This is a genomic window from Ruegeria sp. BC8, assembly GCF_056535705.1.
Genome location: NZ_JBQFIV010000001.1, coordinates 904,652 through 930,352, shown reverse-complemented (window position 1 = coordinate 930,352; position 25,701 = coordinate 904,652). Strand labels below are relative to the sequence as shown.

Below are 25,701 nucleotides of genomic sequence, written 5' to 3'. Positions count from 1 at the left end.
TAGAATTTGGCGGGTTCGTTGGCCCGTTAGCCGAGTGCCTCACCTGCCAGCTTGGCTGCTTTGCTCAAAAGAGCTTTTCTGTGAGAGTATTCCTCTTGTATCTCTGCTTTTCTCTTTTGGAACCGAGCTTTCGAATTTTCTGTCGCCGAGTCGATTTGCTGGTCAATTGCATCCAACCTAGCATCGAACTCCGCGTCGATCTCCTCTAGCCGAGCGTCAATGCGGTCATTTGCTTCTTTGACCTTTGATTTGGTCTTGTCGATACTTTCTTGGATGTCTGTCGCCATTTCTTCAGCGGCTTCGTCCAGTTCGTCTTCCATGGCAGTCAGCTCTTTGTCCAATGCAACCATTTCCGCCATCCTCAACTACATCCGTCCCGGCTTATAGCGATTGAAATGGCGCTGGACCGGAAGCTGAAGAGCCCTCCGTAACCTATTCGGCAGTCCTGTCAGAGACTTGAGCCGAAAACGTACTGGCAAGAGCTTTTTCCTGCAGCCGTGGTGTCGTTGTATGATGGCTAAACGATCATCGTTTTGATGAACACACCTGCGGATTATACTGACTTAAGAGCATCGTTGATCTGTTGCACGACATCGTCAGAGAAATCCGATATCAGCACCTCACCCTCAAAAGCAGACAGCTTTTCAAGAACCATTTCTGGGTTCTCGGTTCCACCCAATAGGAAAAGTATGGCACGACCATCTTCCAATGATCGTGCTGTTTTCTTCATAAAATCATCCGGAATGCCACGATCAGCGACCGATCCTCCAACGGCACCTGTGAGTGACCCAAACACACCGCTTGCAGCCAATAGCGCTGGATTCCCGCTCATCAGACCAATAGCGCCACCGATAACCACACCGACCCAAAGACCGCCCAGAGCCCCGAATTTCGTCATGTTGACGGTCTGATCAAGTTTGATTTCGCCATCTTCAGTGTAGACGACAACCGCGTCTTCTAACTGAACAAGCGCCTTTCTGGTTAATCCCGCAATTTTGCCACGCGCGGAGCGCGCCGCTTCAACATCTTTCATGAGAATTGCGACCAGGTTCATCGTTCGGTCTCCTTTGGTTCGGCCGCGGATCCTTCTGCGAGACCCATCGCATTATTGTTGGGCCCAAAGTTATGAAACTTCTGGCGGGCTGGCAGCCGGGTTTGAGGCCGCACTGAATCACCCAATAGCCTGCTTGATCAGGTTGCCTTTTTCATCTTGTCATACGCGGCCTTCATTTTGAGGCCGAGATCGCGTGCCGCTTCTCCAACTTCCTCAGCGGACTTTTCGAACTCGGCTTTTGTAAGAAACTTGTCCCATTCGGCCTGAAGCTCTGTCCATTCATCCTCAGCTTCTTTCGACGCAAGGTGCAGTTGCAGTTTCAACTCGTCGCGTCGTTGCTGCAGGTCTTTCATGAGTACAGTCAAGTCCATATGAATTGCCTTTATTTTGATTGAGAGCAGACGAATGTTGCCAGTGTCCGTCGTCAGGGGTTTTGGTACAGAAGGCGGCCATAGCTAAGAGAGGATCTGGCCCATCTGGTTTTTCCGATTATGCGGCGGATTTTCGGTGAAGCAAGCGCCTTGTTTCGATTGTCTTCCGTTTGATCCTTTCGCGTTGTTTCAGAATGGTCTGCCCGCGCCCGAAGTAGACATCAGCCGGCGTGAGGTTTTGTAGGCTTTCGTGGTAGCGACGGTGATTGTAATGCTCGACGAAGGCGTCGATCTGTTGTTGGAGGTCGCCGGGCAGATAATAGTTTTGCGATAAGATGCGGTTCTTGAGAGTTTGATGCCAGCGCTCGATCTTGCCTTGGGTCTGTGGGTGATATGGCGCACCTCGGATATGATCCATTTGTTAATCTTCCAGCCAGTCTGCAAGCTCACCAGAGATGTAACTGGACCCGTTGTCGCTGAGCAGACGCGGCTTGTGCAGCCCGGTTGCCTGATCACAACCTGAGGCCGGTGCTGTCAGACGAATTCGAACCAGTCTCAGTTTGCCGCGGAAACCGCGAACCTATCCGGAACAAAGCTGACGCCACTCGCTAAGAGCGGCGGCGCGGGTCAGCTTGAAGGTGTCTCGACTGGCTAGCGATCTTTCCTGGTTGAAGTGATTGTAGACGGAGGAATGGACGGAGGCGAATTTCTGTAGACTTCGCATGCGCCTGAAACGCTGCATCGCGCGTTCGCGTCGTCGAAACGGCAGGTGTGAATTCTCGGCGCGGTTGTTGAGCCACCTGCCCGTCTGTTGTTTTTCGAACGCGCCTATTTCTCTGAGCGCAGCCTTGTAGGAAGCGAAGCGATCTGTGACGACCTCCTTGGCGCAACCGTGCCGTTTCATCAATTTCCTGAGGAATTTTAGTGCTGCAGCCTTGTTTCGGCGCTTGGTGACAACGGCTTCCAGCACTTCACCTTCGTGATCTACTGCACGCCACAGATAATGTCGCTTGCCATTCACCTTTACGAAAACCTCGTCCACGTGCCACTTCCATTTCGAGAACGCGCGCAGCTGCTGCACACGCTTCCGTCGGATCTCAGCTGCAAACATTGGACCAAACCTGTTCCACCAATATCGGACGGTTTCGTGGCTCACGTCGATGCCTCGCTCGTGCAACAGATCTTCGACATTTCGAAGCGAGAGCGGGAAACGGATGTACAGCATCACCGCAAGGCGGATGACCTCGGGACTGGTTTTGAAGTACTTGAAAGAGGCAGGTTTGGTCATGGGCAAAAGCTACGCAACCGTCCTGCCTGCCTCAAGACAAGTTCTTCTGACAAGACCCACGCCCGAGCCATTCGGGCGCTCCTCGGTACCGGGGTTCGGCATCTAGCCAGCCCCAAATCAGAGGAGACAATACATGTCCAAGCGGAAGCAAACCAAAATTGACAAAGTGCAACACTTGTTGCGCCGCCCGAGCGGCGCCAGCCTTGAGGCGCTCTGCAAAGCAACGGGATGGCAGCCTCATTCGGTCCGAGCAGCTCTAAGCGGTCTGCGGAAAAAAGGCGTCACAATTGAACGGCGGACATCCGACAAACCAAATGGACCATCCACATATCATCTGGCGGCGGGAACTGGAGAAGCGTCATGACCAAGACGAGCGATGTCGCCGATCTCGCCGCCATGGGTCGATCGGATCTGGTCACGCTTTGGCAGCAACTGTTTGATCAACCCGCCCCCGCCATGCTCAGCCAACCCTTTCTGCGCCGCTATATCGCCTTTGAGATGCAGTCCCGCCGTCATGGCAGGCTACCCCGCCAGGTCAAAGCCACGCTGGAAAAGGGCTCTGGGAAGAAACCCCGGCCTACATGCCCTGCCCTAAAACCCGGCGGGCGCCTGCTACGCGAGTGGAATAGTGTGACCCATGTAGTCGACGTTACAGAAGACGGCTTCACTTGGAACGGTCGGTCCTATCGCTCACTCTCGGCCATCGCCCGAGAGATTACCGGCGCGCATTGGTCAGGGCCGCGTTTCTTTGGGCTCACCGGCAAGGCGGCCAAATGAGCCCGCGCCGAAAAATCCGATGCGCCATCTACACGCGCAAGTCCTCAGAAGATGGTCTGGATCAGGACTTCAATTCGCTGGATGCGCAATATGAGGCCTGCGCGGCCTATGTCGCAAGCCAGCGACATGAAGGCTGGACCCTGTTGTCCGGGCGCTACGATGACGGTGGCCTGTCGGGCGGCACCCTAGAGCGACCCGCCCTTCAGCGCCTTCTTGAAGAGATCGATGCCGGGCGTATTGACATGGTGGTGGTCTACAAGATTGACCGGCTGACCCGGTCGCTTGCCGACTTCTCTAAGCTGGTCGACCGGCTGGAACAGGCAAACTGTTCTTTTGTGTCCGTCACGCAGGCCTTCAATACCTCATCTTCCATGGGCCGGTTAACGCTGAATGTGCTGTTGTCCTTTGCTCAGTTTGAACGGGAAGTCACCGCCGAACGTATTCGCGACAAGATTGCAGCGTCGAAGAAGAAGGGGCTTTGGATGGGTGGCAACCTGCCTCTGGGCTATGATCGCCACCCCGATCCGAAGGCAAGAATGCTGGTGGTGAATGAAGAGGAGGCCAGAACGGTCCGGCATCTCTTTGGGCTTTATGACGAGCTTGGTTGCCTGCGCAAAGTAGAAGAACGGGCAACGGCAGAAGACCTGCGGTCAAAACGGGTTGTTCGGACAGATGGCAATGTGAAGGGGGATTGTCCGCTGTCACGGGGTCAAGTCTATTACCTGCTGCGCAATCCGGTCTATCTCGGAAAAATCCGCCACAAGGATAAGATCTGGGACGGACAACATCCGGCGATCATCGATCAGGACATCTGGGACCGGGTGCAGGAAAAAATGCGACAGGCCTCCAACCGCTCGCGGGCACGCGGCGACTCCGATGCGCGCCAACACTCCACTGACCCCGGGGCCTGGCTCACCGGTCTGCTGTATGACGAAACTGGTGATCGGTTGACGCCGACCCACACCACGCGCAAAGGCCGACGGTTGCGCTACTATATCTCCAATCGACTGATCTCAGGCGGCAAGGATATCTCTGGCTGGCGACTGCCCGGCCCAGCGCTGGAAAACGCGGTCATTGATGTCATCGTCAGACATTTGCAAGACGCCGCCGCGGCGCACCAAGTACTGGCGCAGCCGGAGGCCGGGTCAGCCGAGGCAGTTCAGACTTCAGTTGCGGATTTAGTAACCCGGCTTCTAGGCCATGGCTGTCAGATCGGCGCTGCTCTTCTGGCCAAAGGCAAACTTGCACGAGGACAGATCGACCTCGAATTTAACCCCAAAACTCTGGCAAGCGCACTTGGCATCGCGGCCGATCATCTGCACCCGGATCTCACCCACGTCACCGCATCTTTCGATCTGTGCCGCCGCGGCGTCGAGGCCAAGGTCATCGCCGGAGACATGGCACCCCAACCTGATCCCCACCTCCGGTCCATGCTGATCCGCGCCCATGGCTGGGCCCGTGATCTGAAGGCCGGAGTTCAACTGATGGAGATTGCCCGCCGCGAAAGCGTCCCTGACGCCTTCATCCGCACCCGTGCTCAGCTCGCCTTTCTCTCACCAAAGATTCAAACGGCGATTCTCGACGGGAGCCAGCCGCCCGAACTCACACTCAAGCGTCTGGTCAGCGTGACCCACCCACTTGAATGGTCCGAACAGGAACGCCTGTTCGGCTTCTGACATCTCCAGCTCCTGCGTCCCTGATACAGACTTCGCCCTCCCTGATCCGGCGGAACAATTCCCTGTTCGCACGAGGAAATTCCCTGTTCCACCTTTTAGGGAATTTGCAACATAAACCTCTGAGAAACATACAGTTCTGATAGAAGAAATGACGGAAGTCAGTCCCGGTTTGCGAATATTCCCTGTAAATTGCAGGTTATCAGGGAAATCCAGCCCAAAGCGACCCCGCTAAAATGCGACACTGAGACTCGCGCCTGAATTGTCCTCTGAATGTACGGTTTGCTTCGTCTCTGATTGAAAGCGCATGCGCCAACGCGCGGGAATTGCGTAACAATTCCGGATCAGAAAATACAACTGAAGTGAGACAGGTATGAGTGGCGGGGAGACAGGGATTCGAACCCTGGGGACGCTCTCACGCCCAACGGTTTTCAAGACCGCCGCATTCGACCACTCTGCCACCTCCCCGGCGCTGGCAGCGGTCTAGGACGAACATCGGTTGGTGGCAAGTCCAAAAGAGGGATTTCTTGCCGAAGCCGGACCCGCGGTCTTTCCTTGAAACAACCCGCAGGTTATGATTTGCGCAATGACTGCAGGAGGCCGGCAAAAGAACCGGTCGAACCGCGGTTGGGGCCAGCCACGCAAAGGCCCTACAGGCAAGGGATAACACAATATGAAGCGAGCGACAGAGACACGCTTTGGACCGCGGCCGTTGGCGGTGCTGGTTGTTGCAATGACTGCGCTGACGGGATGCGACGAAGCTTTGAACGCAGGCAAGTCTTCCTCGGAGGCAGCCAGTGACGATGGGCAGACCCAAAGCAACACCACGGAACTGTTCCCCGAAGTCGCCAGCGGCTCTCAGCGCGATGTTGAAGCGCCGGACGTCTTCGAAGTGACCGAGGCTGGGCTATGGGATGGGCGTCCTTCGTTGGGTGGCATCTGGGTGGCACACCCCAGCGCGTCTCAGCCCGAGCGGGTCGCCATCAAAAACACAAGCAACAACAAGACCGTAACGGGCGCCTTGTTCCGCCGGGAACGAAACCTGCCCGGGCCGGCCCTTCAGGTGTCCTCGGCAGCGGCTGAAAAACTGGGAATGCTTGCCGGCGCTCCTGCCCGTCTGCAGGTGGTTGCACTCCGCCGCGAAACGATCGAGCCGGAGTCTTCGCCGGAACCCGAAGCAGCCCCGACCGAAGAAACTGCAGACGCCGCCGAAGCAACCGCAGCCGAAGAAGTCACAACGGCCGGGCCCGACGAAAATGTCGAAGAAAAGCCGGCCAAGCGGAAATGGTGGCAGAAAAAAACACCTGAAAACACCGGTGCCGTGGTCGCCGGTGCTGCCGCGGCCGGAGCGGCCGCAAGCGCCGCCGCCGAAGAAGCTGCGCCCGCAATTGAGGAAGCAGCAGATGCGTCCGCGACCGCTGCATTGACGGATCCGGTCGTCGCACCGCCACCCGCCCAGAAAAAACGCAAGTGGTGGCAGAAGAAAGATCCCAATGAAATTACCGAGACGCCATTGGACCCGATCGCAGGTGCAGCGGCCGCCATTGACGCATCCGAGCCGACGCCGGCTGCGGCGGCCAGTGCCACAGCCGCATCGTCGAACCTGACCAAACCCTATGTTCAGATCGGAACGTTCGGGGTTGAAGCGAATGCGAAAGCCGCGGCCGAAAAGGTCCGCACGAACGGATTGGCGGCCGAAGTTCTGGAACTGGAGTCGGCGGGCAAGTCGGTCTGGCGTGTATTGGTCGGCCCTGCCACAACCCGCGCCGAACGCAAGGCGATCCTCGGAGATATGAAAGACCTGGGCTTTACCGATGCCTTTATCGTGAAGAACTGAACAGGAGGGTCCAATGCTGACCTCACTCAAATCGGCTGTTCTGGCCGCGGGCCTTGCCCTGCTGGCCCTGCCGGTTCACGCCTTCGACACGTCCGCGCGCGCGGCCTACGTGATCGATCAAACGACAGGCACTGTGCTGTTGTCGAAGAATGCCGATGAACCGCTTCCACCAGCATCGATGTCCAAGCTGATGACGCTCTACGTGGCATTCGAAGCTCTGCGCGACGGTCGACTGACGCTGGATGAAACGCTTCCGGTCTCGGAACATGCCATGAGCTATGGCGGCTCGACCATGTTCCTGAACACGCAGGACCGGGTCCGGGTCGAGGACCTGCTGCGAGGCATCATCGTCCTGTCCGGCAATGACGCCTGTGTCGTGATCGCCGAAGCGCTCAGCCCGGACGGTACCGAGGCCGGCTTTGCGCGTTACATGACCCAACGCGCCAGGCAGATGGGCATGAACCACTCGAACTTCACCAACTCGAACGGCTGGCCTGCTGCGGGTCACATGATGTCGGTTCATGATCTGGCCGTACTGGCCGACAGGCTGATCACCGATTTTCCCGAATACTATCCGCTGTTTGCCGAGGAAACCTTCGAATTCGACGGCCGTGCCCCGTCGAACGTGAACAACCGCAACCCGTTGCTGAAACTGGATATCGGTGCCGATGGCCTGAAGACCGGCCACACGCAAGAGGCGGGCTATGGCCTTGTCGGATCGGCCAAGCAAGGCGATCGCCGGGTGGTCTTCGTTCTTTCCGGGCTCGACACCATCTCTCGCCGGGCAGAGGAGGCTGAGGCCGTGGTTAACTGGTCGTTTCGAAATTTTATCGAGAGGACAGTTGCCAACGCCGAAACGCCGATAGCACAGGCCAAAGTGTGGATGGGCGCGCAAAAGACGGTTGGGCTTGTGCCCGACGGTGACCTCACCCTTCTGTTCCCCGTTCTGGGCGATCAGAACGTGCAGGCCGAAGTCGTGTATCAAGGCCCGATCAACGCTCCGATCGCCAAGGGCCAACAACTGGCCGAACTTGTGATCCAGCCCGAAGGTTTGCCCGAAATCCGGCGCCCTCTGGTCGCGGCCGAAGATGTGGCGATGGGCGGGTTCCTGGTGCGGCTGATGACCGTGGGCGGCATCGTCCTGAAAGACATGATCAACACCCCGCTGGAGTCGATGTGAGCCCGCGCGGTCTGTTCCTGACATTCGAGGGGATCGACGGTTCGGGCAAGTCCACGCAGGCCCGCAGGCTGGCAGAAAGCCTCGAGGCGGCCGGACATGACGTTGTTCTGACGCGTGAGCCGGGCGGTTCGCCCGGGGCCGAGGAAATTCGCCGGTTGGTCCTCGAAGGCGACCCCGACAGGTGGTCGGCGGAAACCGAAATTCTTCTGTTCACGGCCGCACGACGCGATCATTTGGAGCGCACGATCGAACCGGCCTTGAATGCGGGTAAGATTGTGATTTGCGACAGGTTCGCCGACAGCACCCGAATGTATCAGGGCCTGTCGCGCGGAGATCTGCGCGCGTTGGTGGACCAACTCCACGGCCTGATGATCGGCCGCGAGCCTGATCTGACCTTGCTGATCGATATGGATCCGGAAATCGGCCTCTCCCGCGCCAAGGGCCGGCAAGGCACCGAAGAACGGTTCGAGGATTTTGGCCCGGCCCTTCAAAAACGCATGCGCTCGGGTTTCCTTGCGCTGGCGGACGAGTTCAAGGACCGGTTCCGTGTGATCGATGGCAATCGCGACGTGGACAGCGTGGCCGTGGATGTGAGAGAAACCGTCCTGAAGGTTCTGCGGTAATTCACGAATGAGCGACGACACACCCACACCGGACCAGGCGCCCGGCGCGCTTCACCCGCGCGAGACACGCAGGCTGTTTGGACAGGATGCGGCCGAGCAAGCCTTCCTGACCGCCTTTGCGTCTGACCGGCTGCATCACGCGTGGCTTCTGACCGGCCCTCGTGGCGTGGGCAAAGCGACCCTGGCATGGCGCATCGCGCGGTTTCTGCTGGCCACGCCGCCGCAACAGGATGACGGGCTGTTCGGCGCGCCCGAGGCTCCGACGACACTCGACATCGCGCCGGACCACCCGGTTGCAGCAAGGATGCTGGCCGGGGCCGAACCCGGTCTGGCCGCCATCACCAGATCCCTGAATGATCAGGGCCGCCTGCGTAACGAGATCGTTGTCGATGACATCCGAAAATTGGGCCGCTTCTTCGGCCTCAGTTCAGCGGACGGCGGGCGCCGCGTGGTTATCGTGGATGCGGCGGACGAAATGAATGTCAGCGCCGCAAACGCGTTGTTGAAAATGCTCGAAGAGCCCCCTGCCCGCACGACACTGCTGCTGGTTTCGCATCAGCCGTCACGGCTGTTGCCGACGATCCGCTCGCGGTGCCGTACCCTGCGCCTGTCACCGCTGTCGCCGGAGGACATGAAATCGGCGCTGGCAAAGACCGGGGCCGAATTGCCTCCGCAATCCGATCACCTCGCGGCTTTGGCCGCCGGTTCCGTAGGCGACGCGGTACGGCTGATCAATCTGGGCGGGATGGAGATCTATGCTGAGCTGATCCAGATACTTGGCACCCTGCCCCGCCTCGACCGCCAGCGCGCGCTGGCTTTGGCCGAAGCGGCCGCGCAGCGCGGAGCAGCCGAGCGTTATGACCTGCTTTTAAATCTGATTGACATCGCTCTGTCTCGCCTTGCTCTAACCGGTGCGACCGGCGCGCCTCCGCAGCCCGAAGCTGCGCCAAACGAAGCCGAAGTGCTGTTGCGCCTGTCATCCTCGCGCCCCCAAGCCTTGGGCTGGGCCGAGGCCGCATCCATCATCACGGCCCGTGCGCGGCACGGGCAGGCGGTGAACCTTGACCCTGTCGCCGTCGTCCTAGATACGGTGTTCAAGATTCAGGAAACCGCCGGTCCGAGCAGATGAGCGACACGCCCCAACCTCCCGCAATCACTGACAGCCATTGCCATCTGGATTTCCCGGATTTCGACGGCCAGTTGGACGCAATCATCGCTCGTGCCGCCGAAGCGGGCGTGACACGCATGGTGACGATCTGCACACGTCTGCGCAATGAGCCGACCGTGCGCGCGATCGCGGAAACATATGCCCCGGTTTTCTACGCTGCGGGCACCCACCCCATGAGCGCGTCCGAAGAGCCGCTGGCAAGCGTCGACGAACTTGTCGCATTGTCCCGACATCCGAAATTTGTCGGCATCGGCGAAACCGGGCTGGACTATCACTACACCGTCGACAGCGCCGAAATCCAAAAACGCTCGTTGCGGGTTCACATTCAGGCCGCCCAAAGTACAGGCCTGCCGCTGATCATTCACGCCCGTGCAGCCGACGAGGACATTTCGGCGATCCTGCAGGACGAGTTTCGGAACGCACCTTACTCTTGTGTGATGCATTGCTTCTCGTCCTCGGCCGAACTGGCACGGGCGGCGTTGGATTTGGAGTTCTACCTCTCTATGTCCGGCATCGCGGCCTTTCCAAAAAGCCAAGAGCTGAGGGATATCTTTGCGGCGGCGCCCGTCGATCGAATTCTGATAGAGACCGACGCACCATACCTGGCCCCGCCGCCGCACCGGGGCAAGCGGAACGAGCCCGGCTATACCGCTTTCACCGCCCGGGTCGGCGCCGAACTGTTTGGCATGGACTACCCGGATTTCGCCGCGCAGACCCAAGCGAATTTTGATCGACTGTTTGCGAAGGCGGCCGCCTACCCGGTTGCCGCATGAGCATGCTGCGGTTCACGATCCTGGGCTGTGGCTCCTCTGGCGGTGTCCCCCGGTTGGGTGGGCATTGGGGAGATTGTGACCCGCAAAATCCGCGCAATATCCGCCGCCGGTGCTCGATGCTGGTTGAACGGGACGGGCCGGACGGCACGACCTCGGTTCTGATCGACACGACCCCGGACATGCGCAGCCAACTGCTGGACACCAGAACCGGACGCCTCGACGCCGTTGTCTACACACACTCGCATGCCGATCATGTCCACGGCATCGACGACCTGCGCATGATCGTTTTCAACATGCGCGCGCGGGTGCCCGTTTGGGCGGATGGCGACACGCAAAACGCATTGCTGGGGCGGTTCGGCTACGCGTTCATTCAACCCGAAGGCTCACCCTATCCACCGATCCTCGACCTGAAGACAATTGACGGTCCGTTCGAGATAGACGGTCCGGGAGGATCAATCCCGTTTCGCCCGTTCAAGGTGAACCACGGATCGATCGATGCGCTTGGTTTTCGTATGAACAACCTGGCCTATCTGCCTGATGTTGCGGAAATCTACGATGATGCCTGGCCCGAGCTTCAGGGATTGGACTGCCTCGTGATCGACGCGCTGCGCCGGAACCCACATCCGACCCATGCCCACCTGGAAAAGACCCTTGGCTGGATCGAACAGCTAAAGCCGGCTCGGGCGGTTCTGACCAATATGCACATCGATCTGGACTATGCAGCCGTCGATGCCGAGACCCCTGACCATGTCGAGCCTGCCTATGACGGCATGGTGATCCGGCAGCCATTGTAGGACATCGGATTGCACGCGCTTCCCCCAGCTCTGACCGAACAGCCTGGATTGAGGTCGTGAGATGTTGCAAAGCCTGATCGACGTCATCCTTCCGGTCTTTCTTGTGATTGGGGCTGGTTATGTCTCGACGCTGACGGGCTATTTCAAAGAAGTTCATATCGATGGGTTGATGAAGTTCACGCAGGGGTTCGCAATCCCCTGCCTGCTGTTTCTGGCCATCGCCCATCTGGACCTGAGCGCCAGCTTTGACCCGCGCCTTCTGGGCAGTTTCTATACTGCCGCAGCTCTGTGTTTCCTTGCGGGGGTATTTGGCGCTCGCCTGATATTCAAGCGCGAATGGGAAGACTGCGTCGCGATCGGGTTCTGCTGCCTGTTTTCGAACTCGGTCCTGCTGGGCCTGCCGATCACCGAACGCGCCTATGGGCCCGACAACCTGACCGGAAACTATGCGATCATCGCGTTCCACTCGCCGTTCTGCTACTGCGTCGGCATAACCGTGATGGAGGTCATCCGCAACCGAGGCAATGGCGGTATGCGCATGGCCCGATCGGTGCTTTCGGCAATGTTCAAGAACGCGCTGATCCTGGGCATCGCTCTGGGCTTCATCGTCAATCTCACGGGCATCGGAATTCCGGCTGTGGCAGACGAGGCCCTGAGCCTGGTGACCCGTGCAGCACTGCCCGGCGCCCTATTCGCTCTGGGCGGAGTTCTGGTCAAGTACAAGCCCGAAGGTGACCTGCGGACAATCGGTTATGTTTGCTGCGTTTCACTTGTTCTGCATCCAAGCCTTGTCTGGTTGTTCGGTACAGCGACCGCCCTGCCGCAAGATCTTTTCCGCTCGGGCGTTCTGAACGCGGCGATGGCCCCCGGTTTCAACGCCTACATCTTCGCCAACATGTATGGCCGGGCCAAACGAGTTGCCGCCTCTTCGGTGTTGATTGGCACAGGCGTGTCCATTCTTACGGTATGGATGTGGTTGACGTTGCTCGGATAAAGACGAATTGACTTTGCGGGAGGGCGCCACACCTATCCCGAAACAGAACAAGGAAGCCCCAGCATGCCGACTGCCGTCATCGTAGCGCATGGCCAACCCTCCGACCCAGACCCGGCCGAGGCATCCCTGGCCAGACTGGCCGCTCGGATTGATAAACTGACGGATCGAGTCACAGTCAGATCGGCGACCCTCGCCGCGCCGGGCGCGTTGGAAAAGGTCCTTGATGACATTCCGGACGGCAGCGCGATTTATCCATTGTTCATGGCGAAAGGGTGGTTCGTGACTTCTGCGCTTCCCAAGCGCCTTGAAGGGCGTGCAGTACGCCAACTCGACCCACTGGGCGTTGACCCGCAACTACCCAACCTGGTGGCGCGCGCCCTTCAACCTTTGATCGACGAGCAAGGTTGGAGCACCACGTCCACGGATCTGCTGATTGCCGCACACGGCTCAGGCCGCAGCCGCAACCCGGCAGCTGTCACCCACGAATTCGCTGACCGTTTGGCTGGGTTGATATCACTGAAATCAATCCACTGCGGATTTGTCGAAGAACCCCCATCGATCAGTGACGCCGCCCAAATGACCGGCGACCATGCGATCTGCCTGCCGTTTTTTGCCTGCACCGGGGGTCACGTGCTGGATGATATTCCCGACGAGTTGGGCAAGGCCGCATTTCGTGGCCCGGTGCTGCCTGTGGTCGGCGAGTTGGATGAAGTCCAGTCGCATATCGCGCGCAAATTGGACGGGGCTTTCGCTGCGTAGCCAAGCAGCCAGCTTATCAACGCACCGGGCTACTCCGGCGCCGGCGCCGCTTCGGAATAGAAGCGATGGCACGACCGACCGTTTCGCTTGGCCTCGTACAGGGCCAAATCTGCCGCGTGTAGAATCTCAGCCGGTTTCGGGGATAGAAACTGTAACGTAAGGGCGGTCCCGATGCTCGCCGAAATCGCGCAGGTCTCGCCCTCGAAAACCATAGGTTTCTGAAGGCGGCTAATCAGGCGGTTGGCGATCCGTTCAAGTTGAGCCCTGCTCGACAGGCTTTTGAATATCAGAACAAATTCATCGCCGCCGATCCGGGCGACCGTGTCGTCGCTGCGGGTTTCTTCCAGCATGATCCGTGCGGCCTGGGACAGCACATAGTCGCCTGCGGCATGCCCCAATTCGTCGTTCACGGCTTTGAAGAAATCGAGGTCCAGATGCATCAACGCAAAAGTGGATTTTGTTGAAACCAAATGCTCGAGAATATGGTCCATCGCGCGCCGGTTCTTGAGTCCGGTCAGAGTATCCGTATAGGCCTCTTCCTCGGCCGCAAGCATTGCCCCCTGAAGCCGCAGGTTCAACGACCTCGAAGCCTCCATCGCCGCAGACTTGGCTTCGACCAGGTAGAGCAATTCAATTGCGAGGTCGGTTCCCGAGAAATCCGCACTTGTCAGTGCATAATCCCGTACAGCGTCCAGGATCGAGATCCCGAAGGACAGGTTGATAACCGCGCCTGCATCGTCAGGCAGCGGCGCCACCAAACCCTTCAAGGCTGTGCGCGGTTCATCGTGAAGCTTGAGATGAAGCTTGGTACCTGCCGTCGCCATCAACGCCGGCATAGTCGTCACGGTTCTGGGCCTTACCAGTTCAAATATTTCCAGAAATTCGCTGCCAACCAACGGCTGGTCGGGGCGCAGTTTTTGCAGTGTCGGCCCGACCTGAAGGATACGCCCATCCTGATCCACCAAGGTGAACATCGGGCACAACGTCTCCAACATCCTGCCCAGTTGATCCAGATCCATCATCAGTTCCGCGCCCCCAGATCAAAGTGACGACCCTCGGCAAAGGCGCTTTCGACCAGAACCATCGAGATGACGTCCACCCCGCCCCTCTGCCCGGCATGCGTCAGAATCACGAGCGCGCCATAGTCGTCCGCCATTGCTCGCAAGATCCCGATCATGACATTGGCATACCCATCCAGCCCGGGATGACAGCGCAGTTCGAATTCTGTGGGCGAACGCTCCAGCAGTTCCAGGGCAGGCAATTCAAGGTCAGAGACCGCCAGTTTGACCCGGTCGGCCAGATCATCCAAAGACTGCAGAAACTCGACATAGGTAACGCCGCCAAAGCGCAGAAGGCGCCGCAATCCTTCCATGTTGGGGTGTGAGACCAGATAGGTTCCGAGATCTTCCAGAAACTCGTCCCGCGAACGGTTCAATTGATCGCAGACCACGTCCAGCAGGCGATATGACTTTTCCCGGTCGTAGACGAGCATCGCTTCGAACTCGGCGAACCCAAGTTCAGCGGCCTCGGTCGCCCGAAGCCAGCGCTCACGCCCATAGGTCGCGCATACAAACGATTGAACTGCCCTGTTGATCAATCCGTGCATGAATGCCCTCAAAAAGGTTTCATGCCGATCCCACCTCAAAGATCTTAACAAAGGCCAAATGCGGCAGTTCAAGATGCGGAAAATTCACGGAAATCTCAGGATGAGATATCCTGCCGTTCCAGCTGCCTGCCCGATGATGCGCTATCAGAAATCGGTCGGCGCGCCCCCTTCGGCTTTGCGACGTGCGACGAAGTCAGCCAGTTCCTCTCGGATCGCCTCAGCCATGGGCGGAGCCTCAAAGCTGTTGATGATCTCCTTGAACATCAGATGCGCCCGTTCGGCTGTCCAGATCCCGCCTGCGACTTCCCAACCCTCGTAGTTTTTCCAATCGCTCAGGAAGGGTTGATAGAACGCGGTGGTATAGCGATCCTGGGTGTGTTGGATGCCAAAGAAGTGCCCATCGTTCCCGACCGCTCGGATGGCTTCCAGTGCGATTTCGTCCGGGCCTGTGGCGCAGATCTCGGGCTGCATATATCTTTGGATTTGCTGCAATATCTCGCAGTCCATGATGAACTTCTCCGGGCTCGCGATCAGGCCGCCCTCCAGCCATCCCGCCGCGTGATAGACCATGTTGGTCCCCGACTGCACCGCCGCCCAGAGTGAATTCGACGTCTCCCAGACGGCCTGGCCGTCCGGCACATTGGCCGCGCAGACACCGGACGAGCGCAAGGGCAGCCCATAGAACCGCGCCATCTGGCCGGTCATCTGGGTCGACCGGATGTATTCAGGTGTGCCAAACGCAGGCGCACCAGACTTCATGTCGACATTCGAGGTGAATGTCCCGATGACACATGGGATGCCGGGCCGGACGTACTGGAACAAGGCAATCGCACACAGCGCCTCGGCCAACGACTGCGCAACGGCCCCGGCCATCGTCACCGGGGCCATGGCCCCAGCCAAAGTGAAAGGCGTGACGACAATGGCCTGCCCCCGCCGGGCCAGCCGCAGGCACCCGTCGATCATCGGGTGGTCGTGTTTCAGTGGCGAGGTCGAGTTGATATTGGTGTACATGCGCGGTGACGCCTCGAATTCCTCGTGGCTGAGACCGCCTGCGATGCGCACCATTTCCATGACATCTTCGACGCGCTCTTTGCCCAACGAATAGGCATGCATCGCCTTGTCCGTCAGCGTCAGCTTGTCATAAAGGACATCCAGGTGCCGGACGCTGGCGTGCAGGTCAACCGGCTCGACCGGGTAGCCTCCGGCAAAGTGGATGCAGTTGAAATACTGCGTCAACTTCAACAGGTTCTGGCACATTTCGCGGTTGCCGGGAACCTTCTTGCCGATCTCCATGTCCCAGTAGTTCGGCGGTGACGAGACATTTCCGAACAACATCGTCTTGCCGCCGATCTCGATCGTGTGGTCCGGGTTGCGCGGCGTGATGGTAAAGGTCGACGGCGCCTTGGCGACCATTTCCATAACGAAGTCACGACCCATGCGCACGTTGTCGCCGTTGACGATGCATCCGGCCTCACGCAGGATCTCCAAGGCTTCTTGATTGTAGAACTCGATGCCGATTTCCTCGAGAATACGCATGGCGCCGTCATGGATGGCTTCGACGCCCTCGGGGCCCAACGGTTCGGTTGGCCGGTCGATGTTGATCGGCGGATTCCATGGCATCTGGTCGATGACTGCCGCACCTCGGCGCGCTGCAGCGCCTGCGCGTCCACCACCCCTGCGCTTGCGAGTATTCGTGTCGGCCATCTGTTCCTCCGGCGATTGTTACTCTCAAACAAGACCCGAAGTCCGGTCTCTGGCCGCTCTGTCTGCGACAGCCAAGGTCGGTTTCAACTCATGAACCGCCGATTTTCAGGCAAGGCGCTTTAACGAAGGTTCAGCCAGCCGGGGATGTGGCTGATATCAGGAAGAACGACATCAGCCATCGGTGCAAGATCCTCAACCCGGGCCAATCCGGTCAGAACACCGATCGTGGACATGCCGGCGGCGCGACCGGCCTCCAGATCGTGCAGACTGTCGCCGACCATGGCGATCCGGTCCGGTGGGACGCCAACATGTTGGGCAAAAGCCAACAACTGGCCGGGCCCAGGCTTGAACCCGTGGCCACTGTCATACCCCGCAATGAAATCGAAATAGGTCTCGATTCCGACCGAGGCCAGGTGCCGTTTCGCCGGCATCTCGCCGTCATTGGTCGCAACACCCAGCTTCTTGCCGGCGTCTTTCAGGGATTGCAGAAAAGGTGCAAGCGCAACGGCCTCGACCTGAGGCGCATGGGCAGAAGCCGCATTCAAGGTCTGAACCAGATCCTCGCGGGACCAGCCGTCAAGGTCTGGGAACAAGGCGTCTGCGACCTCGTCGACGGTGCCAGCGATCACGATACTGTCCTCGGAATAGGTCTCTGTCGCGAAGTCAAAGCCAATGCTCTTTCCAAGCACGGACGCACGCGCATTGTCGCCCTCGCTCAGACGCAGCAGCACCGCCTTGCCGAACGCCCCCCACGTGGCGGCGAAATCAAACAGGGTTCCGTCCTTGTCAAAAACCAGCGCATCAATCGACATGCATTCTTGCTCCTGCGCGGACCCGTTCAGGTCCAATGAACATCCGCGCCGCCTGACAGGACGCTTCGGGCCTGGGCCGGTTGATCGTAGGGGACAGCGTTTGCGTCACAAAAGGCCAACACCCACGAATCGTCAAGCATCAGAAATTCCAGCACCGAAGCAAGAAACTCGGGCTCTGTGGCGCGGTCCCTCAGGTCATCCGTCGAGGCGCCGGTCGAACCAAGGAAAACAGGCAACAATTCATCGTTCCCAACAAGCCACCCAAGCGCTTTCAAGGCCAGAGTTTCGGCGAATTCGGCAGAGATCGGCATGATCAGGCCCCGGTTCGAAGATTTGGAAAGGGTTTGTTAACCAGACTCATAAACACTTTGGCAAGGCATGCAATCTACGGTGAAAACAATGTCCGTGCAGGGAACCATCCTTGTCCTCGACGGGGTCTCGACCAATCGCATCATGCTGAAGGTGCAGCTGACGGCGGCGTGGTATCATGTCGTGCAGGGCGAGAAGCTGGCTGGTCTTGGGGCGTTGCTGCGGCGGACCCGGCCGGATCTGGTGCTGACGGCCCAGACACTACCCGACGGAGACGCGGGCGACGTCAAAAGACTGATGCTGTCCGTTCCGGCCCTGCAGGATGTCCCTGTGGTCTCGATTGCGCCTCAGAACGATCGGACCGCCCGGCTGCGGAACCTGTCCGAGGGGCTGGATGACGTTCTGGCCTATCCGTTCAAAGATACGCTGTTGCTGGCGCGTGTGCGAAGCCTGCTGCGCGCCCGTGCGGAAACTCAGGATCTGAAGAACAGTGGCAACCCTCAATCCGTGGGATTTGCCGAAGCCCCCGCAGCAATGATCACGCCCGCGCGGCATGGTCAGATCGCCGTCTTGGCCCACACCGCACGTACTCGCACGCTGTGGCACAAGGCCCTGAACGGACGAACGCAGCATTCGGTGTGCAGCCATACCCTGCCCAACCTCAGCGGAGTCTTGTCCGGCACCATACCTGACGCGATTGTTGTCGAATTGAACAGCGATCCATCCGGCCTGAACATGTTGGCCGACCTCAAATCCCGCACCGGCACTCGGCGGACCGCTCTGATCGGAATCATTCCCGATGACAACACCACTCTTGCCGCCGAGGCCCTGGATCGCGGCGCCGATGCGATTTGCCTCGGAGGGTTCTGCCCTGACGAAGTATCGCTTCGGGTCGAGGCGTTGATTGCACGCAAGGCGCATGACGAGCAAATGCGCGACTCGTTGCGCCGTGGGCTTGAGGAATCGTGGATCGACACGCTGACGGGCCTGAACAACCGTCGTTTCGCACAGACCGCGATGGACCAATTGCTGCACAGTTCGGTGCACAAACAGCGGGGTTTTGCGATCATGCTGGCCGACCTGGACCACTTCAAATCCATCAATGACCGTTACGGCCACAGTGCCGGTGACAGGGTTTTGGTCGAGGCCGGAAAACGGATGAAGCGCGCTTTCGGACCTGACGGCTTCCTCGCCCGCATCGGAGGAGAGGAATTCCTGTTCGGACTGCCAAACGCGACCCGCGAAAAGGCGCTCAGGAAGGCGGCCGATATCTGCAGCGGCGTCAGCAGCGTACTGATCGTCCTGCCGGACATTCCTGCCCGGCTTCCGGTGACGGTCAGCATCGGGCTGAAGGTATGCGAGCCACCCTTCTCCCCACTTCCAGACGGCTCACTGTCGGCCGAAAGCCTGATCAAATGCGCGGACAAGGCGCTTTATGCGGCAAAACAGGCAGGCCGGAACCAGGTGTGGATGAAACAGAACGCGGCCTAAGCGGGTCAGTCCTTGCGTTTCTTGGGATCCGGGCGCCGCTTCAACACGTCTTCCAAGCGGTCGGCATAAGCTTTTCGTTCTTCGTCGGACATGGCCGAAACCCGAGCCAGCCATTGCTCTTGCAGAGCCGCCTGGATTTCGTCATTCGCCCTTGCTTGTTCTTCCAGCAGGTTCTGGACTTCATCGCGGTCGAACGGAATGGCCCGAAGCGCTTTGCCAAGCGCCTTGAAATCACGAGACCTTTTCTCGGCCCCGCGCCGATGCTTGTCGGCCAGATCGCCTCTCAACGCCTTGCGTTCCGGATCAGGAAGAGCGCGGTACAGGGCAGGTCCAAATCCGGGAGGAACATCGTCCCGCACACCGTGAAACCGCAGCGCAGTCCCGATGATCACCCCGGCGACCAGCAGGTTCAGGCCAAGGGATACCACCAATAGCACAGGCACCCAGCGCCTTGGGGGTTTAACGTCTTCATTCATTCCGCTTCCTCCAGAAACGCGGCCTCGAGACCGAGATTGGCGACCATGTAGGATGCATCCTGGGTCATTATGTAATTTGCCGGGTCCGGCAGAAAGGACGGCGCGGCAAAACCGACCCATGCGCCAACCACGCTGGCCGCCGCAAGCCCACTGAGCGCCTGCCAGCCCCCGAGACCGGCAACGAGATTGCCCAAAAACCCCTGTGACTTGGGTTTCGCTGTTTTTGTCGCCGCAAGCCGGATGGCCTCGGCATCCGTCAGGATACGAACCGCCAAATCGTCGGGCAGATCAACATGTGCCTGCCGTGCCTCGGCAAACAAGAGATCCAGTTCTGTATCTTGGTCAGACATGGTCATACCCCAACTCTTCCTGACGGCCTGACAGTATGGCCGTCAACGACCGCTTTCCGCGGGCAACAAGACTTTCTACCGCTTCTACGGAAATCCTCATGATTCCCGCGATTTCCGGATTGGACAACTCCTCGATATGCCTGAGAATGACAGCTTCGCGCTGCCGTTCGGGCAATTGTGCCAAGGCCGCTTGCAACGCATCCACGCGGGCGTTTTGCTGCATTCGGTCCACGACACTGGGCTGGTCGTCCTCAGGCTCTGGCACATCGTCCAATGTGCCTGCCGTTTTCTTCCGCCGCAGATCGACACACAGGTTCAAGACCACGCGGTACAACCAGGTCGAGATCTTGGCCTGCCCCGGAACCCAGTCCGCCGCCACTTTCCACAGCCGAAGCATTGCTTCCTGGGTTACGTCTTCGGCCTCTGCCGTGTTGTTCAACATGCGCAGAGCAACCGAATAGCACCGCGGCCCCAACCGATCGGTCAGCAGGCGTGCTGCCAGGGCGTCGCCTTCGGCAAACCGCTTCAGCAACACGTCGTCGCTGCAGGCATCCGCGGCGACCGTGTCGCCGCGGACAGTATGCGCAGAGGACGGCACGTCCTTCATCCTGCGTCAGTTGTTATCTGGGTCCGGGCGGCCACCCTTCTTGTGGTGCCGACCCATTCCATCCCGTGCATTGGCGAACTCCTGCTCGGACAGAGATCCGTTTCCATCCGCATCAAGGCGGTCAAACATCTTGTCAGCCCGGCGCGGTTTCGGCAACTCGTCCGCAGTCAGAAAGCCGTCTTTGTCGGCATCATGACGCTCGAACATGTCGGAAACGCGGTCGTTTGCCTTCTTCTGGGCCTCGGCCTGCATTTCTTCGACGCTGAGCTTTCCGTCACCGTCGGTATCGGCCGAGGTGAACTTCTGCAGGCGATGGGCCTCCATCTCGGCCTTGGTCACCTGGCCGTCACCGTTGGTATCCAGCTCCTGAAAGCTGACCGGTTCACGGTCGCGAGGTCCTTTGGCCAGCGCAGCCGTCCCGGTGACGGCAACTGCAGACAGAATGATGGCCGAGATAAATTTTGCGCTCTTCATTGCTCGTTTCCTTTGTTGTCGCGGCCCTGTGCCGCTGCTTACATTCATTCAAACGCAGCCCGGCAAAGTTTCCGTCGCTGTCCGCAGAATTTTTTTCCGGCATTGAAACCCGCATTTCCGGTCAATATTTTCGAGAGGGTCGGTGCAAAGCGACGCACCCCCCTTTTCTGCGGGATGAAACAAGCGCAATATCCCCGAAATCCGAGCGCGAGTATCAAGATGACAGATCAAACCATCGACACCCTCTCTCAGGAGGAACGCCCCACGTGGCCCGCCATCGTGAAAGGGTTCCGATGCAAATGCCCCAATTGCGGCGAAGGCAAGCTGTTGCACAGCTACCTGAAGGTGAATGATACCTGCGAAAACTGCGGTCAGGAATTGTTTCACCACAGGGCAGATGACGGGCCGGCCTACTTGACCATTCTGCTGGTCGGACACCTTCTGGCTCCGGCGCTGCATGTCACTTACGTCGGCTTGCGCCCATCTCCATGGGCCATGGCAATCGGCTTTTCGATAGCTTGCGTTGCCCTGTCGCTGTTCCTTCTGCCCAGGCTCAAAGGAGCGGTCGTCGGCTTTCAATGGGCCCGGAAGATGCATGGGTTCGGCGACAGCAAGTGACCCGTCAATGCAGCTGAGCTTCTCATGACCGTGGACAAATCCGCAATTCGCGACGCCGCGACGATCATCGTTTTGCGCGACCGTTTTCGAACCCCGTCGATCCTGATGGGCCAACGTGGTGCCGCGGCGGCCTTCATGCCGAACAAGTTCGTGTTTCCGGGGGGTGCCGTGGATGCTGAGGACGCGCAAGTTCCGCTGGCCACTCCGGTACCCGAGATTTGCCAACAAAGGCTGAGCGATCAGGCTCCTGCCGGACTGCATGTGCCACTGGCGGCAGCGGCAATTCGCGAGTTGTGGGAGGAGACCGGCTTTATCCTCGGTGTCCGCGACACCTGGCCGGGTCCGGTTCCACAAGCCTGGACCGGCTTCGCGGAAAGAGGCTACATTCCGTCGGCCGAAGCGCTGCAGTTCGTGTTCCGCGCGGTTACCCCGCCCGGACGTCCGCGCCGGTTCGACGCCCGGTTTTTTCTTTTGGACGCAGATGCGATCGCTGGTGATCTGGACGATTTCAGCCAGGCCTCGGATGAACTGTCACATCTACAGTGGATTCCGCTGGAACAGGCGCGGGAGTTCGACTTGCCCTTCATCACCGAGGTTGTTCTGTCGGAAGTCGAGGCGCGCGTATCAGATACAACGCCCCCCGACTCCGTGCCGTTCTTTCTGAACAACGAAGAAGCCAGTCTGTTCCAGCGTCTCAAGGGCCACCCGATGCCCGAAACAGACTGAGCCGCCTTATTTCATTCGGCTTATTACAACTGTGACTTCGGGCTTTTTGCCGATTTCGATCTGTGCACTTTGTCGAACGATGCGACGCATGGCTTCTTCCAGCTTGTCATCGTCCCGCAGCGTTTTGACCTCAGCCCGCATCAGGAACTGGTTCAGGTCCTCTTCCAGCACCTCGATCAATCCGGCCCGCGACACGCCGGTTTCCGGCAGCCCCATGGTATCGCACCAAGGTTCGCCCAGTGGCTCATCGTCTTCGTCCAGGATGACAGTTACGGTCACGTGCCCGTTCAGAGCCATGCGGATACGGTCCCGCACCACACCGTCCAGCGCGCCAATCTTGACGGAACCGTCCAGGTAGGTCCGGCCGGTCTCGACATAATCCACGACCTCGGGCGCGTTCCCCGACAGATCCAGCATCGTGCCATTGACCGCCAGGACACCGGCACGACCTGCGGCCTCGGCCAGCTTGGCGTGTTCCCGCAGATGCCTGTGTTCACCGTGCATTGGAACGACGATCTGAGGATCGACCAAGGCATGCATCTGCTCAAGATCAGGGCGGTTGGCGTGGCCGGAAACGTGGTACAAGCCAGCGCTGTCATCGACCACGTCGACGCCTTTTTCGCTCAGTTGGTTCATGATGCGGATCACACCGCGTTCATTCCCCGGAATGGTCTTCGAGGAGAAAAGGAACAGGTCGCCATCCTTCAGCTCGATCCCCCGGTATTTGCCGCGCGCCAACTGCGCGCTGGCCGCGCGGCGCTCACCCTGGCTGCCGGTGACGATCAGCATCAGGTTCTGGCGGGGCAGATCCAAGGCTTCCTCAGCGCTGATCACGCGCGGAAAATCAGACAGGATACCGGTTTCAGTCGCAGCCTCGATCATGCGGCGCATGGCCCGGCCCAACAGAACCACCGAACGACCCGCCCGATGCCCGGCCTCGGCCAGCGTTTTGACCCGCGCGACATTCGACGCAAAGGTCGTTGCAACCACCATACCGGTCGCGTCCTCGACCAATTGGGTGATGGCCGGCCCAACCTCCGACTCCGAGCGACCGGGATGCGAGGAAAACACGTTGGTGCTGTCACAAACCAACGCCTTGACCCCAGGCTTGGCCACTTCGGCCCAAAGATCGGGATCAAACGGTTCGCCCACAACCGGATTGGTGTCCAGTTTGAAATCACCGGTATGCACGACACGGCCGGCCGGCGTGTCGATCACCAGCGCCGCACTCTCGGGGATCGAATGCGAAACGGGCAGGAACCCGACTGTAAACGGACCTGCCTTGATCTGCTCGGGCCAGGCGGAAACGGTGCGCACGGCTTCGGGCGGATGTCCGGCATCTTCCATTTTGCGGCGCGCGATATTTGCGGTGAAGGCACGCGCGTAGACCGGCGCGCCAAGGGCCTCATGACAATGGGCCACGGCGCCGACGTGATCTTCGTGCGCATGGGTGACGAAGATCGCCTCAAGCCGATCCGCACGTTCCTTCAACCACGAAATGTCGGCGTAAATCAGATCGACGCCCGGCGTTGTATCCATGTCGGGAAAGGTCACGCCCAGATCGACCAGGATCAGACGTTCCTGACCGGGTTTGCCATAGCCGTAGACATAGGCGTTCATACCGATTTCGCCCGCGCCGCCGAGCGGCAAGTAGATCAGTCTTTCGCTGCTCATGCCGAGCCAGTTTCCTTGTTGTAGCGATGGATCACGGTAAGCCCGTGCATCGTCAGATCGTCTTCAATTGCATCAAAGCCCACATCGGCCTGATCGAACAGCGGTGCAAGACCGCCCGTCCCTATGACCTTCATGGGCATTCCGTATTCCGCCTTGATCCTGTCGATCAAACCTTCGATGAGGCCGGAATACCCCCAATACACACCTGACTGGATACATCCAACCGTGTTTGTGCCGATGACTTTCTCGGGACGCGTCACGTCGATATGCGGCAGAGCTGCAGCGCCCTGGTGCAAGGCCTCGAGACTGAGGTTCACGCCGGGGGCGATAACTCCTCCGACATAGGCGCCATCAGCGGCGACCACATCGAAATTCGTGGCGGTCCCGAAATCCACCACCACGACATTCCCGCCGTGCCGATCAAAGGCACCGGCCGCATTCGCCAGACGGTCCGGACCGGGAATCGTCCCTTCATCAACGCGCGGCGCTACCGGCAACTCACAATCGGGCTTGCCCACCACCAACGGCCGGCATCCAAAGAACCGGTCGGCAAAGACGCGCAGGTTGAACACCACCCGCGGCACCGTCGAGGCAATGATGACGTCGGTGATGTCAGCCTCGATCCCGTAATGTTTCACCAGGGTCGAGTACCAGGTGAAATAGGCATCGGCCGTGCGGGCATGGTGCGTTGAGGTGCGCAGCGTGCACAGGAATTTCTCGCCATCCCAGATCGAGAAAACGGTGTTCGTGTTGCCGCAGTCAATGGCCAGAAGCATATGCGCCCCTTTCAGAAATAAACGTCTGCCGCCGGAATGCTGACGCGGCCCTTGGCGGTGTTTAGGACAAGGTTGCCGCCCGCGTCCACCGTTTCAAAGGTCCCGACGGTTTCCGAAGCACCTGTGCGCGCGGTAATCACCTCGCCCAGCTTCGCAGCCCGGGCCAGCCACGCTTGGCGGATCGGTTCAAACCCGTAGGTAACAAACTGCAGTTCGAGCTTTGCGTAGGCATCGGCGAGTTCAGTCAGAAAATCCTCGGCGGACACCTGAGCCCCGGTTTCCGACAACAACGAAACGGGCCGCAGAGCTCCCTGCTCAACTGTCTCAGGATCAGGCGCGTCTGCGAGGTTCACCCCGATGCCGATCGCAAGGTGGGATACGTCGCGCCCCTGCCCCGTGCTTTCCAACAGGATGCCGGCCAGTTTCCCGCCGTTCAACAACACGTCATTCGGCCATTTCAATGCGAACCCCTGTGCGCGACCGGTGACCGAAACACAGGCATCAAAAAGCGCCAGCGCGGCAACAAAGCTGCGAAGGGCTGCCTGCTCTGGATTGCCCTCGGGCCGCAGCAACAAGGTTGCTGCCAGGTTGCCCTGGGGGTTGGACCACGCCCGGCCGCGCCTGCCACGCGCAGCGGTTTGATGATGCGCCATGATCCAGACCGGACCCGCAGCAGTGGGTGCGATCCGAGCAGCCTCGTTCAGGGTGCTGTCAACTTCCTGCAGGATATGCAGACCGTATCCTTGGGGCCAGGTGCTCATGCCAAAAAGGCCCGGCCTGATGGCCG

At 59.3% G+C, this 25,701-nt stretch carries 30 protein-coding genes, 1 tRNA gene and 1 pseudogene; 14 read left to right on the top strand and 18 right to left on the bottom strand.

Features of this window, described 5'->3' with window-relative positions:
* Positions 1–26: 26 nt before the first annotated feature.
* The 5 genes and pseudogenes from ACR3EK_RS04860 to ACR3EK_RS04840 form a co-directional block, all read right to left on the bottom strand.
* Complete coding sequence (locus tag ACR3EK_RS04860; RefSeq protein ID WP_170422171.1) at positions 27–350, bottom strand: hypothetical protein; 324 nt, start codon at positions 348–350, stop codon at positions 27–29.
* Between the two features lie 203 nt (positions 351–553).
* A complete protein-coding gene (locus ACR3EK_RS04855; RefSeq protein ID WP_170422174.1) occupies positions 554–1,054 on the bottom strand; it encodes a DUF1269 domain-containing protein in 501 nt (166 codons plus the stop codon).
* A 137-nt stretch (positions 1,055–1,191) separates the two neighbouring features.
* Positions 1,192–1,407, bottom strand: coding sequence for a hypothetical protein (locus tag ACR3EK_RS04850; RefSeq protein WP_170422177.1), 216 nt, complete (start codon positions 1,405–1,407; stop codon positions 1,192–1,194).
* Between the two features lie 136 nt (positions 1,408–1,543).
* A pseudogene (locus ACR3EK_RS04845) lies at positions 1,544–1,963 on the bottom strand (integrase core domain-containing protein); the annotation flags it as partial.
* Positions 1,964–2,005: 42 nt separating this feature from the next.
* Positions 2,006–2,713, bottom strand: coding sequence for an IS6 family transposase (locus ACR3EK_RS04840; protein WP_010442732.1), 708 nt, complete (start codon positions 2,711–2,713; stop codon positions 2,006–2,008).
* A gap of 133 nt (positions 2,714–2,846) precedes the next feature.
* On the opposite strand from ACR3EK_RS04840, the gene ACR3EK_RS04835 reads away from it, so the two are divergent.
* Genes ACR3EK_RS04835 through ACR3EK_RS04825 form a run of 3 tightly spaced genes read left to right on the top strand, consistent with a single transcriptional unit; the run spans position 2,847 to position 5,166 of the window.
* Positions 2,847–3,077, top strand: coding sequence for a DUF3489 domain-containing protein (locus tag ACR3EK_RS04835; RefSeq protein ID WP_093964945.1), 231 nt, complete (start codon positions 2,847–2,849; stop codon positions 3,075–3,077).
* Complete coding sequence (locus ACR3EK_RS04830) at positions 3,074–3,490, top strand: DUF2924 domain-containing protein (RefSeq protein ID WP_480632816.1); 417 nt, start codon at positions 3,074–3,076, stop codon at positions 3,488–3,490. Before ACR3EK_RS04835 ends, ACR3EK_RS04830 begins: the two co-directional genes overlap by 4 nt.
* Positions 3,487–5,166, top strand: a complete 1,680-nt coding sequence (locus ACR3EK_RS04825; RefSeq protein WP_480632815.1) for a recombinase family protein — start codon at positions 3,487–3,489, stop codon at positions 5,164–5,166. The genes ACR3EK_RS04830 and ACR3EK_RS04825 overlap by 4 nt, the downstream gene beginning before the upstream one ends.
* Before the next feature lie 375 nt (positions 5,167–5,541).
* Here the strand turns inward: ACR3EK_RS04825 and ACR3EK_RS04820 are convergent.
* A tRNA-Ser gene (locus ACR3EK_RS04820) sits at positions 5,542–5,631 on the bottom strand.
* Between the two features lie 265 nt (positions 5,632–5,896).
* Between ACR3EK_RS04820 and ACR3EK_RS04815 the strand changes: the two genes are divergently transcribed.
* The 8 genes from ACR3EK_RS04815 (at position 5,897) to ACR3EK_RS04780 (ending at position 13,291) form a co-directional block, all read left to right on the top strand.
* Complete coding sequence (locus tag ACR3EK_RS04815; protein WP_254433920.1) at positions 5,897–7,000, top strand: SPOR domain-containing protein; 1,104 nt, start codon at positions 5,897–5,899, stop codon at positions 6,998–7,000.
* A gap of 13 nt (positions 7,001–7,013) precedes the next feature.
* The gene (locus ACR3EK_RS04810) at positions 7,014–8,180 is read left to right on the top strand and encodes a D-alanyl-D-alanine carboxypeptidase family protein (protein ID WP_480632814.1); all 1,167 of its coding nucleotides are present in this window, start codon (positions 7,014–7,016) and stop codon (positions 8,178–8,180) included.
* Positions 8,177–8,803, top strand: coding sequence for a dTMP kinase (gene tmk, locus ACR3EK_RS04805; RefSeq protein WP_170341058.1), 627 nt, complete (start codon positions 8,177–8,179; stop codon positions 8,801–8,803). The genes ACR3EK_RS04810 and tmk overlap by 4 nt, the downstream gene beginning before the upstream one ends.
* 7 nt (positions 8,804–8,810) lie before the next feature.
* On the top strand, positions 8,811–9,932 hold the full coding sequence (locus tag ACR3EK_RS04800) for a DNA polymerase III subunit delta' (RefSeq protein WP_480632813.1): 1,122 nt from the start codon (positions 8,811–8,813) through the stop codon (positions 9,930–9,932).
* Positions 9,929–10,744 carry a TatD family hydrolase gene (locus ACR3EK_RS04795; RefSeq protein WP_480632812.1) on the top strand — a complete coding sequence of 272 codons (816 nt, stop codon included), beginning with the start codon at positions 9,929–9,931 and terminating at the stop codon, positions 10,742–10,744. The genes ACR3EK_RS04800 and ACR3EK_RS04795 overlap by 4 nt, the downstream gene beginning before the upstream one ends.
* The gene (locus ACR3EK_RS04790; protein WP_170434760.1) at positions 10,741–11,538 is read left to right on the top strand and encodes an MBL fold metallo-hydrolase; all 798 of its coding nucleotides are present in this window, start codon (positions 10,741–10,743) and stop codon (positions 11,536–11,538) included. Before ACR3EK_RS04795 ends, ACR3EK_RS04790 begins: the two co-directional genes overlap by 4 nt.
* A 61-nt stretch (positions 11,539–11,599) precedes the next feature.
* Entirely contained in the window at positions 11,600–12,532 is a 933-nt protein-coding gene (locus ACR3EK_RS04785; protein ID WP_170404291.1) for an AEC family transporter, read from the top strand.
* A 63-nt stretch (positions 12,533–12,595) separates the two neighbouring features.
* Positions 12,596–13,291, top strand: a complete 696-nt coding sequence (locus ACR3EK_RS04780; protein ID WP_475143327.1) for a CbiX/SirB N-terminal domain-containing protein — start codon at positions 12,596–12,598, stop codon at positions 13,289–13,291.
* Positions 13,292–13,320: 29 nt separating this feature from the next.
* Here ACR3EK_RS04780 and ACR3EK_RS04775 read toward each other — a convergent pair whose 3' ends face one another.
* The 5 genes from ACR3EK_RS04775 to ACR3EK_RS04755 all read right to left on the bottom strand — a co-directional run bounded on the left by ACR3EK_RS04775 (position 13,321) and on the right by ACR3EK_RS04755 (position 17,724).
* On the bottom strand, positions 13,321–14,313 hold the full coding sequence (locus tag ACR3EK_RS04775) for a diguanylate cyclase domain-containing protein (RefSeq protein WP_480632811.1): 993 nt from the start codon (positions 14,311–14,313) through the stop codon (positions 13,321–13,323).
* The gene (locus tag ACR3EK_RS04770; protein WP_170357357.1) at positions 14,313–14,897 is read right to left on the bottom strand and encodes a heme NO-binding domain-containing protein; all 585 of its coding nucleotides are present in this window, start codon (positions 14,895–14,897) and stop codon (positions 14,313–14,315) included. Before ACR3EK_RS04770 ends, ACR3EK_RS04775 begins: the two co-directional genes overlap by 1 nt.
* Positions 14,898–15,041: 144 nt before the next feature.
* On the bottom strand, positions 15,042–16,601 hold the full coding sequence (locus ACR3EK_RS04765; protein ID WP_480632810.1) for a trimethylamine methyltransferase family protein: 1,560 nt from the start codon (positions 16,599–16,601) through the stop codon (positions 15,042–15,044).
* Positions 16,602–16,720: 119 nt separating this feature from the next.
* Entirely contained in the window at positions 16,721–17,413 is a 693-nt protein-coding gene (locus ACR3EK_RS04760; protein WP_480632809.1) for an HAD family hydrolase, read from the bottom strand.
* Positions 17,414–17,439: 26 nt separating this feature from the next.
* Positions 17,440–17,724 carry a DUF3572 domain-containing protein gene (locus ACR3EK_RS04755; protein WP_093964931.1) on the bottom strand — a complete coding sequence of 95 codons (285 nt, stop codon included), beginning with the start codon at positions 17,722–17,724 and terminating at the stop codon, positions 17,440–17,442.
* Between the two features lie 88 nt (positions 17,725–17,812).
* On the opposite strand from ACR3EK_RS04755, the gene ACR3EK_RS04750 reads away from it, so the two are divergent.
* Positions 17,813–19,213, top strand: coding sequence for a diguanylate cyclase (locus ACR3EK_RS04750; protein ID WP_480632808.1), 1,401 nt, complete (start codon positions 17,813–17,815; stop codon positions 19,211–19,213).
* Between the two features lie 5 nt (positions 19,214–19,218).
* Here the strand turns inward: ACR3EK_RS04750 and ACR3EK_RS04745 are convergent, their stop codons facing one another.
* From ACR3EK_RS04745 to ACR3EK_RS04730, 4 genes are read right to left on the bottom strand one after another with little or no spacing between them, the layout of a single operon-like run.
* Positions 19,219–19,689, bottom strand: coding sequence for a periplasmic heavy metal sensor (locus ACR3EK_RS04745; protein WP_170341035.1), 471 nt, complete (start codon positions 19,687–19,689; stop codon positions 19,219–19,221).
* Complete coding sequence (locus ACR3EK_RS04740; RefSeq protein WP_254429904.1) at positions 19,686–20,039, bottom strand: hypothetical protein; 354 nt, start codon at positions 20,037–20,039, stop codon at positions 19,686–19,688. Before ACR3EK_RS04740 ends, ACR3EK_RS04745 begins: the two co-directional genes overlap by 4 nt.
* Positions 20,032–20,646 (bottom strand): RNA polymerase sigma factor, encoded by a 615-nt coding sequence (locus ACR3EK_RS04735; RefSeq protein ID WP_480632807.1) that lies wholly within the window; start codon positions 20,644–20,646, stop codon positions 20,032–20,034. Before ACR3EK_RS04735 ends, ACR3EK_RS04740 begins: the two co-directional genes overlap by 8 nt.
* A 6-nt stretch (positions 20,647–20,652) precedes the next feature.
* On the bottom strand, positions 20,653–21,120 hold the full coding sequence (locus ACR3EK_RS04730) for an EF-hand domain-containing protein (protein ID WP_480632806.1): 468 nt from the start codon (positions 21,118–21,120) through the stop codon (positions 20,653–20,655).
* Positions 21,121–21,339: 219 nt separating this feature from the next.
* Here ACR3EK_RS04730 and ACR3EK_RS04725 point away from each other — a divergent pair, with 219 nt between their 5' ends.
* Both ACR3EK_RS04725 and ACR3EK_RS04720 read left to right on the top strand, forming a co-directional pair.
* Complete coding sequence (locus ACR3EK_RS04725; protein ID WP_480632805.1) at positions 21,340–21,738, top strand: DUF983 domain-containing protein; 399 nt, start codon at positions 21,340–21,342, stop codon at positions 21,736–21,738.
* Between the two features lie 24 nt (positions 21,739–21,762).
* Positions 21,763–22,464: an NUDIX hydrolase gene (locus ACR3EK_RS04720; RefSeq protein WP_170581368.1), complete on the top strand. Its 702-nt coding sequence runs from the start codon at positions 21,763–21,765 to the stop codon at positions 22,462–22,464.
* 6 nt (positions 22,465–22,470) lie between these two features.
* Here ACR3EK_RS04720 and ACR3EK_RS04715 read toward each other — a convergent pair whose 3' ends face one another.
* From ACR3EK_RS04715 to ACR3EK_RS04705, 3 genes are read right to left on the bottom strand one after another with little or no spacing between them, the layout of a single operon-like run.
* Positions 22,471–24,138, bottom strand: coding sequence for a ribonuclease J (locus ACR3EK_RS04715; RefSeq protein ID WP_170450649.1), 1,668 nt, complete (start codon positions 24,136–24,138; stop codon positions 22,471–22,473).
* The gene (locus ACR3EK_RS04710) at positions 24,135–24,914 is read right to left on the bottom strand and encodes a type III pantothenate kinase (RefSeq protein WP_170391064.1); all 780 of its coding nucleotides are present in this window, start codon (positions 24,912–24,914) and stop codon (positions 24,135–24,137) included. Before ACR3EK_RS04710 ends, ACR3EK_RS04715 begins: the two co-directional genes overlap by 4 nt.
* Before the next feature lie 11 nt (positions 24,915–24,925).
* Positions 24,926–25,675, bottom strand: coding sequence for a biotin--[acetyl-CoA-carboxylase] ligase (locus ACR3EK_RS04705; RefSeq protein ID WP_480632804.1), 750 nt, complete (start codon positions 25,673–25,675; stop codon positions 24,926–24,928).
* Positions 25,676–25,701 lie beyond the last annotated feature (26 nt).

Excerpts from the sequence above, each read along its gene's own strand:
- ACR3EK_RS04760 (WP_480632809.1), bottom strand. The coding sequence starts at position 17,413 with ATGTCGATTGATGCGCTGGTTTTTGACAAGGACGGAACCCTGTTTGAT.
- ACR3EK_RS04855 (WP_170422174.1), bottom strand. The coding sequence starts at position 1,054 with ATGAACCTGGTCGCAATTCTCATGAAAGATGTTGAAGCGGCGCGCTCC.
- ACR3EK_RS04795 (WP_480632812.1), top strand. The coding sequence starts at position 9,929 with ATGAGCGACACGCCCCAACCTCCCGCAATCACTGACAGCCATTGCCAT.
- ACR3EK_RS04785 (WP_170404291.1), top strand. The coding sequence starts at position 11,600 with ATGTTGCAAAGCCTGATCGACGTCATCCTTCCGGTCTTTCTTGTGATT.
- ACR3EK_RS04710 (WP_170391064.1), bottom strand. The coding sequence starts at position 24,914 with ATGCTTCTGGCCATTGACTGCGGCAACACGAACACCGTTTTCTCGATC.
- ACR3EK_RS04735 (WP_480632807.1), bottom strand. The coding sequence starts at position 20,646 with ATGAAGGACGTGCCGTCCTCTGCGCATACTGTCCGCGGCGACACGGTC.
- ACR3EK_RS04810 (WP_480632814.1), top strand. The coding sequence starts at position 7,014 with ATGCTGACCTCACTCAAATCGGCTGTTCTGGCCGCGGGCCTTGCCCTG.
- ACR3EK_RS04750 (WP_480632808.1), top strand. The coding sequence starts at position 17,813 with ATGTCCGTGCAGGGAACCATCCTTGTCCTCGACGGGGTCTCGACCAAT.
- ACR3EK_RS04725 (WP_480632805.1), top strand. The coding sequence starts at position 21,340 with ATGACAGATCAAACCATCGACACCCTCTCTCAGGAGGAACGCCCCACG.
- ACR3EK_RS04755 (WP_093964931.1), bottom strand. The coding sequence starts at position 17,724 with ATGCCGATCTCTGCCGAATTCGCCGAAACTCTGGCCTTGAAAGCGCTT.
- ACR3EK_RS04830 (WP_480632816.1), top strand. The coding sequence starts at position 3,074 with ATGACCAAGACGAGCGATGTCGCCGATCTCGCCGCCATGGGTCGATCG.
- ACR3EK_RS04790 (WP_170434760.1), top strand. The coding sequence starts at position 10,741 with ATGAGCATGCTGCGGTTCACGATCCTGGGCTGTGGCTCCTCTGGCGGT.
- ACR3EK_RS04765 (WP_480632810.1), bottom strand. The coding sequence starts at position 16,601 with ATGGCCGACACGAATACTCGCAAGCGCAGGGGTGGTGGACGCGCAGGC.
- ACR3EK_RS04775 (WP_480632811.1), bottom strand. The coding sequence starts at position 14,313 with ATGATGGATCTGGATCAACTGGGCAGGATGTTGGAGACGTTGTGCCCG.
- ACR3EK_RS04730 (WP_480632806.1), bottom strand. The coding sequence starts at position 21,120 with ATGAAGAGCGCAAAATTTATCTCGGCCATCATTCTGTCTGCAGTTGCC.
- ACR3EK_RS04740 (WP_254429904.1), bottom strand. The coding sequence starts at position 20,039 with ATGTCTGACCAAGATACAGAACTGGATCTCTTGTTTGCCGAGGCACGG.
- ACR3EK_RS04835 (WP_093964945.1), top strand. The coding sequence starts at position 2,847 with ATGTCCAAGCGGAAGCAAACCAAAATTGACAAAGTGCAACACTTGTTG.
- ACR3EK_RS04850 (WP_170422177.1), bottom strand. The coding sequence starts at position 1,407 with ATGAAAGACCTGCAGCAACGACGCGACGAGTTGAAACTGCAACTGCAC.
- ACR3EK_RS04715 (WP_170450649.1), bottom strand. The coding sequence starts at position 24,138 with ATGAGCAGCGAAAGACTGATCTACTTGCCGCTCGGCGGCGCGGGCGAA.
- ACR3EK_RS04800 (WP_480632813.1), top strand. The coding sequence starts at position 8,811 with ATGAGCGACGACACACCCACACCGGACCAGGCGCCCGGCGCGCTTCAC.
- ACR3EK_RS04825 (WP_480632815.1), top strand. The coding sequence starts at position 3,487 with ATGAGCCCGCGCCGAAAAATCCGATGCGCCATCTACACGCGCAAGTCC.
- ACR3EK_RS04705 (WP_480632804.1), bottom strand. The coding sequence starts at position 25,675 with ATGAGCACCTGGCCCCAAGGATACGGTCTGCATATCCTGCAGGAAGTT.
- ACR3EK_RS04720 (WP_170581368.1), top strand. The coding sequence starts at position 21,763 with ATGACCGTGGACAAATCCGCAATTCGCGACGCCGCGACGATCATCGTT.
- ACR3EK_RS04770 (WP_170357357.1), bottom strand. The coding sequence starts at position 14,897 with ATGCACGGATTGATCAACAGGGCAGTTCAATCGTTTGTATGCGCGACC.
- ACR3EK_RS04860 (WP_170422171.1), bottom strand. The coding sequence starts at position 350 with ATGGTTGCATTGGACAAAGAGCTGACTGCCATGGAAGACGAACTGGAC.
- ACR3EK_RS04780 (WP_475143327.1), top strand. The coding sequence starts at position 12,596 with ATGCCGACTGCCGTCATCGTAGCGCATGGCCAACCCTCCGACCCAGAC.
- ACR3EK_RS04815 (WP_254433920.1), top strand. The coding sequence starts at position 5,897 with ATGACTGCGCTGACGGGATGCGACGAAGCTTTGAACGCAGGCAAGTCT.
- ACR3EK_RS04745 (WP_170341035.1), bottom strand. The coding sequence starts at position 19,689 with ATGAATGAAGACGTTAAACCCCCAAGGCGCTGGGTGCCTGTGCTATTG.
- ACR3EK_RS04840 (WP_010442732.1), bottom strand. The coding sequence starts at position 2,713 with ATGACCAAACCTGCCTCTTTCAAGTACTTCAAAACCAGTCCCGAGGTC.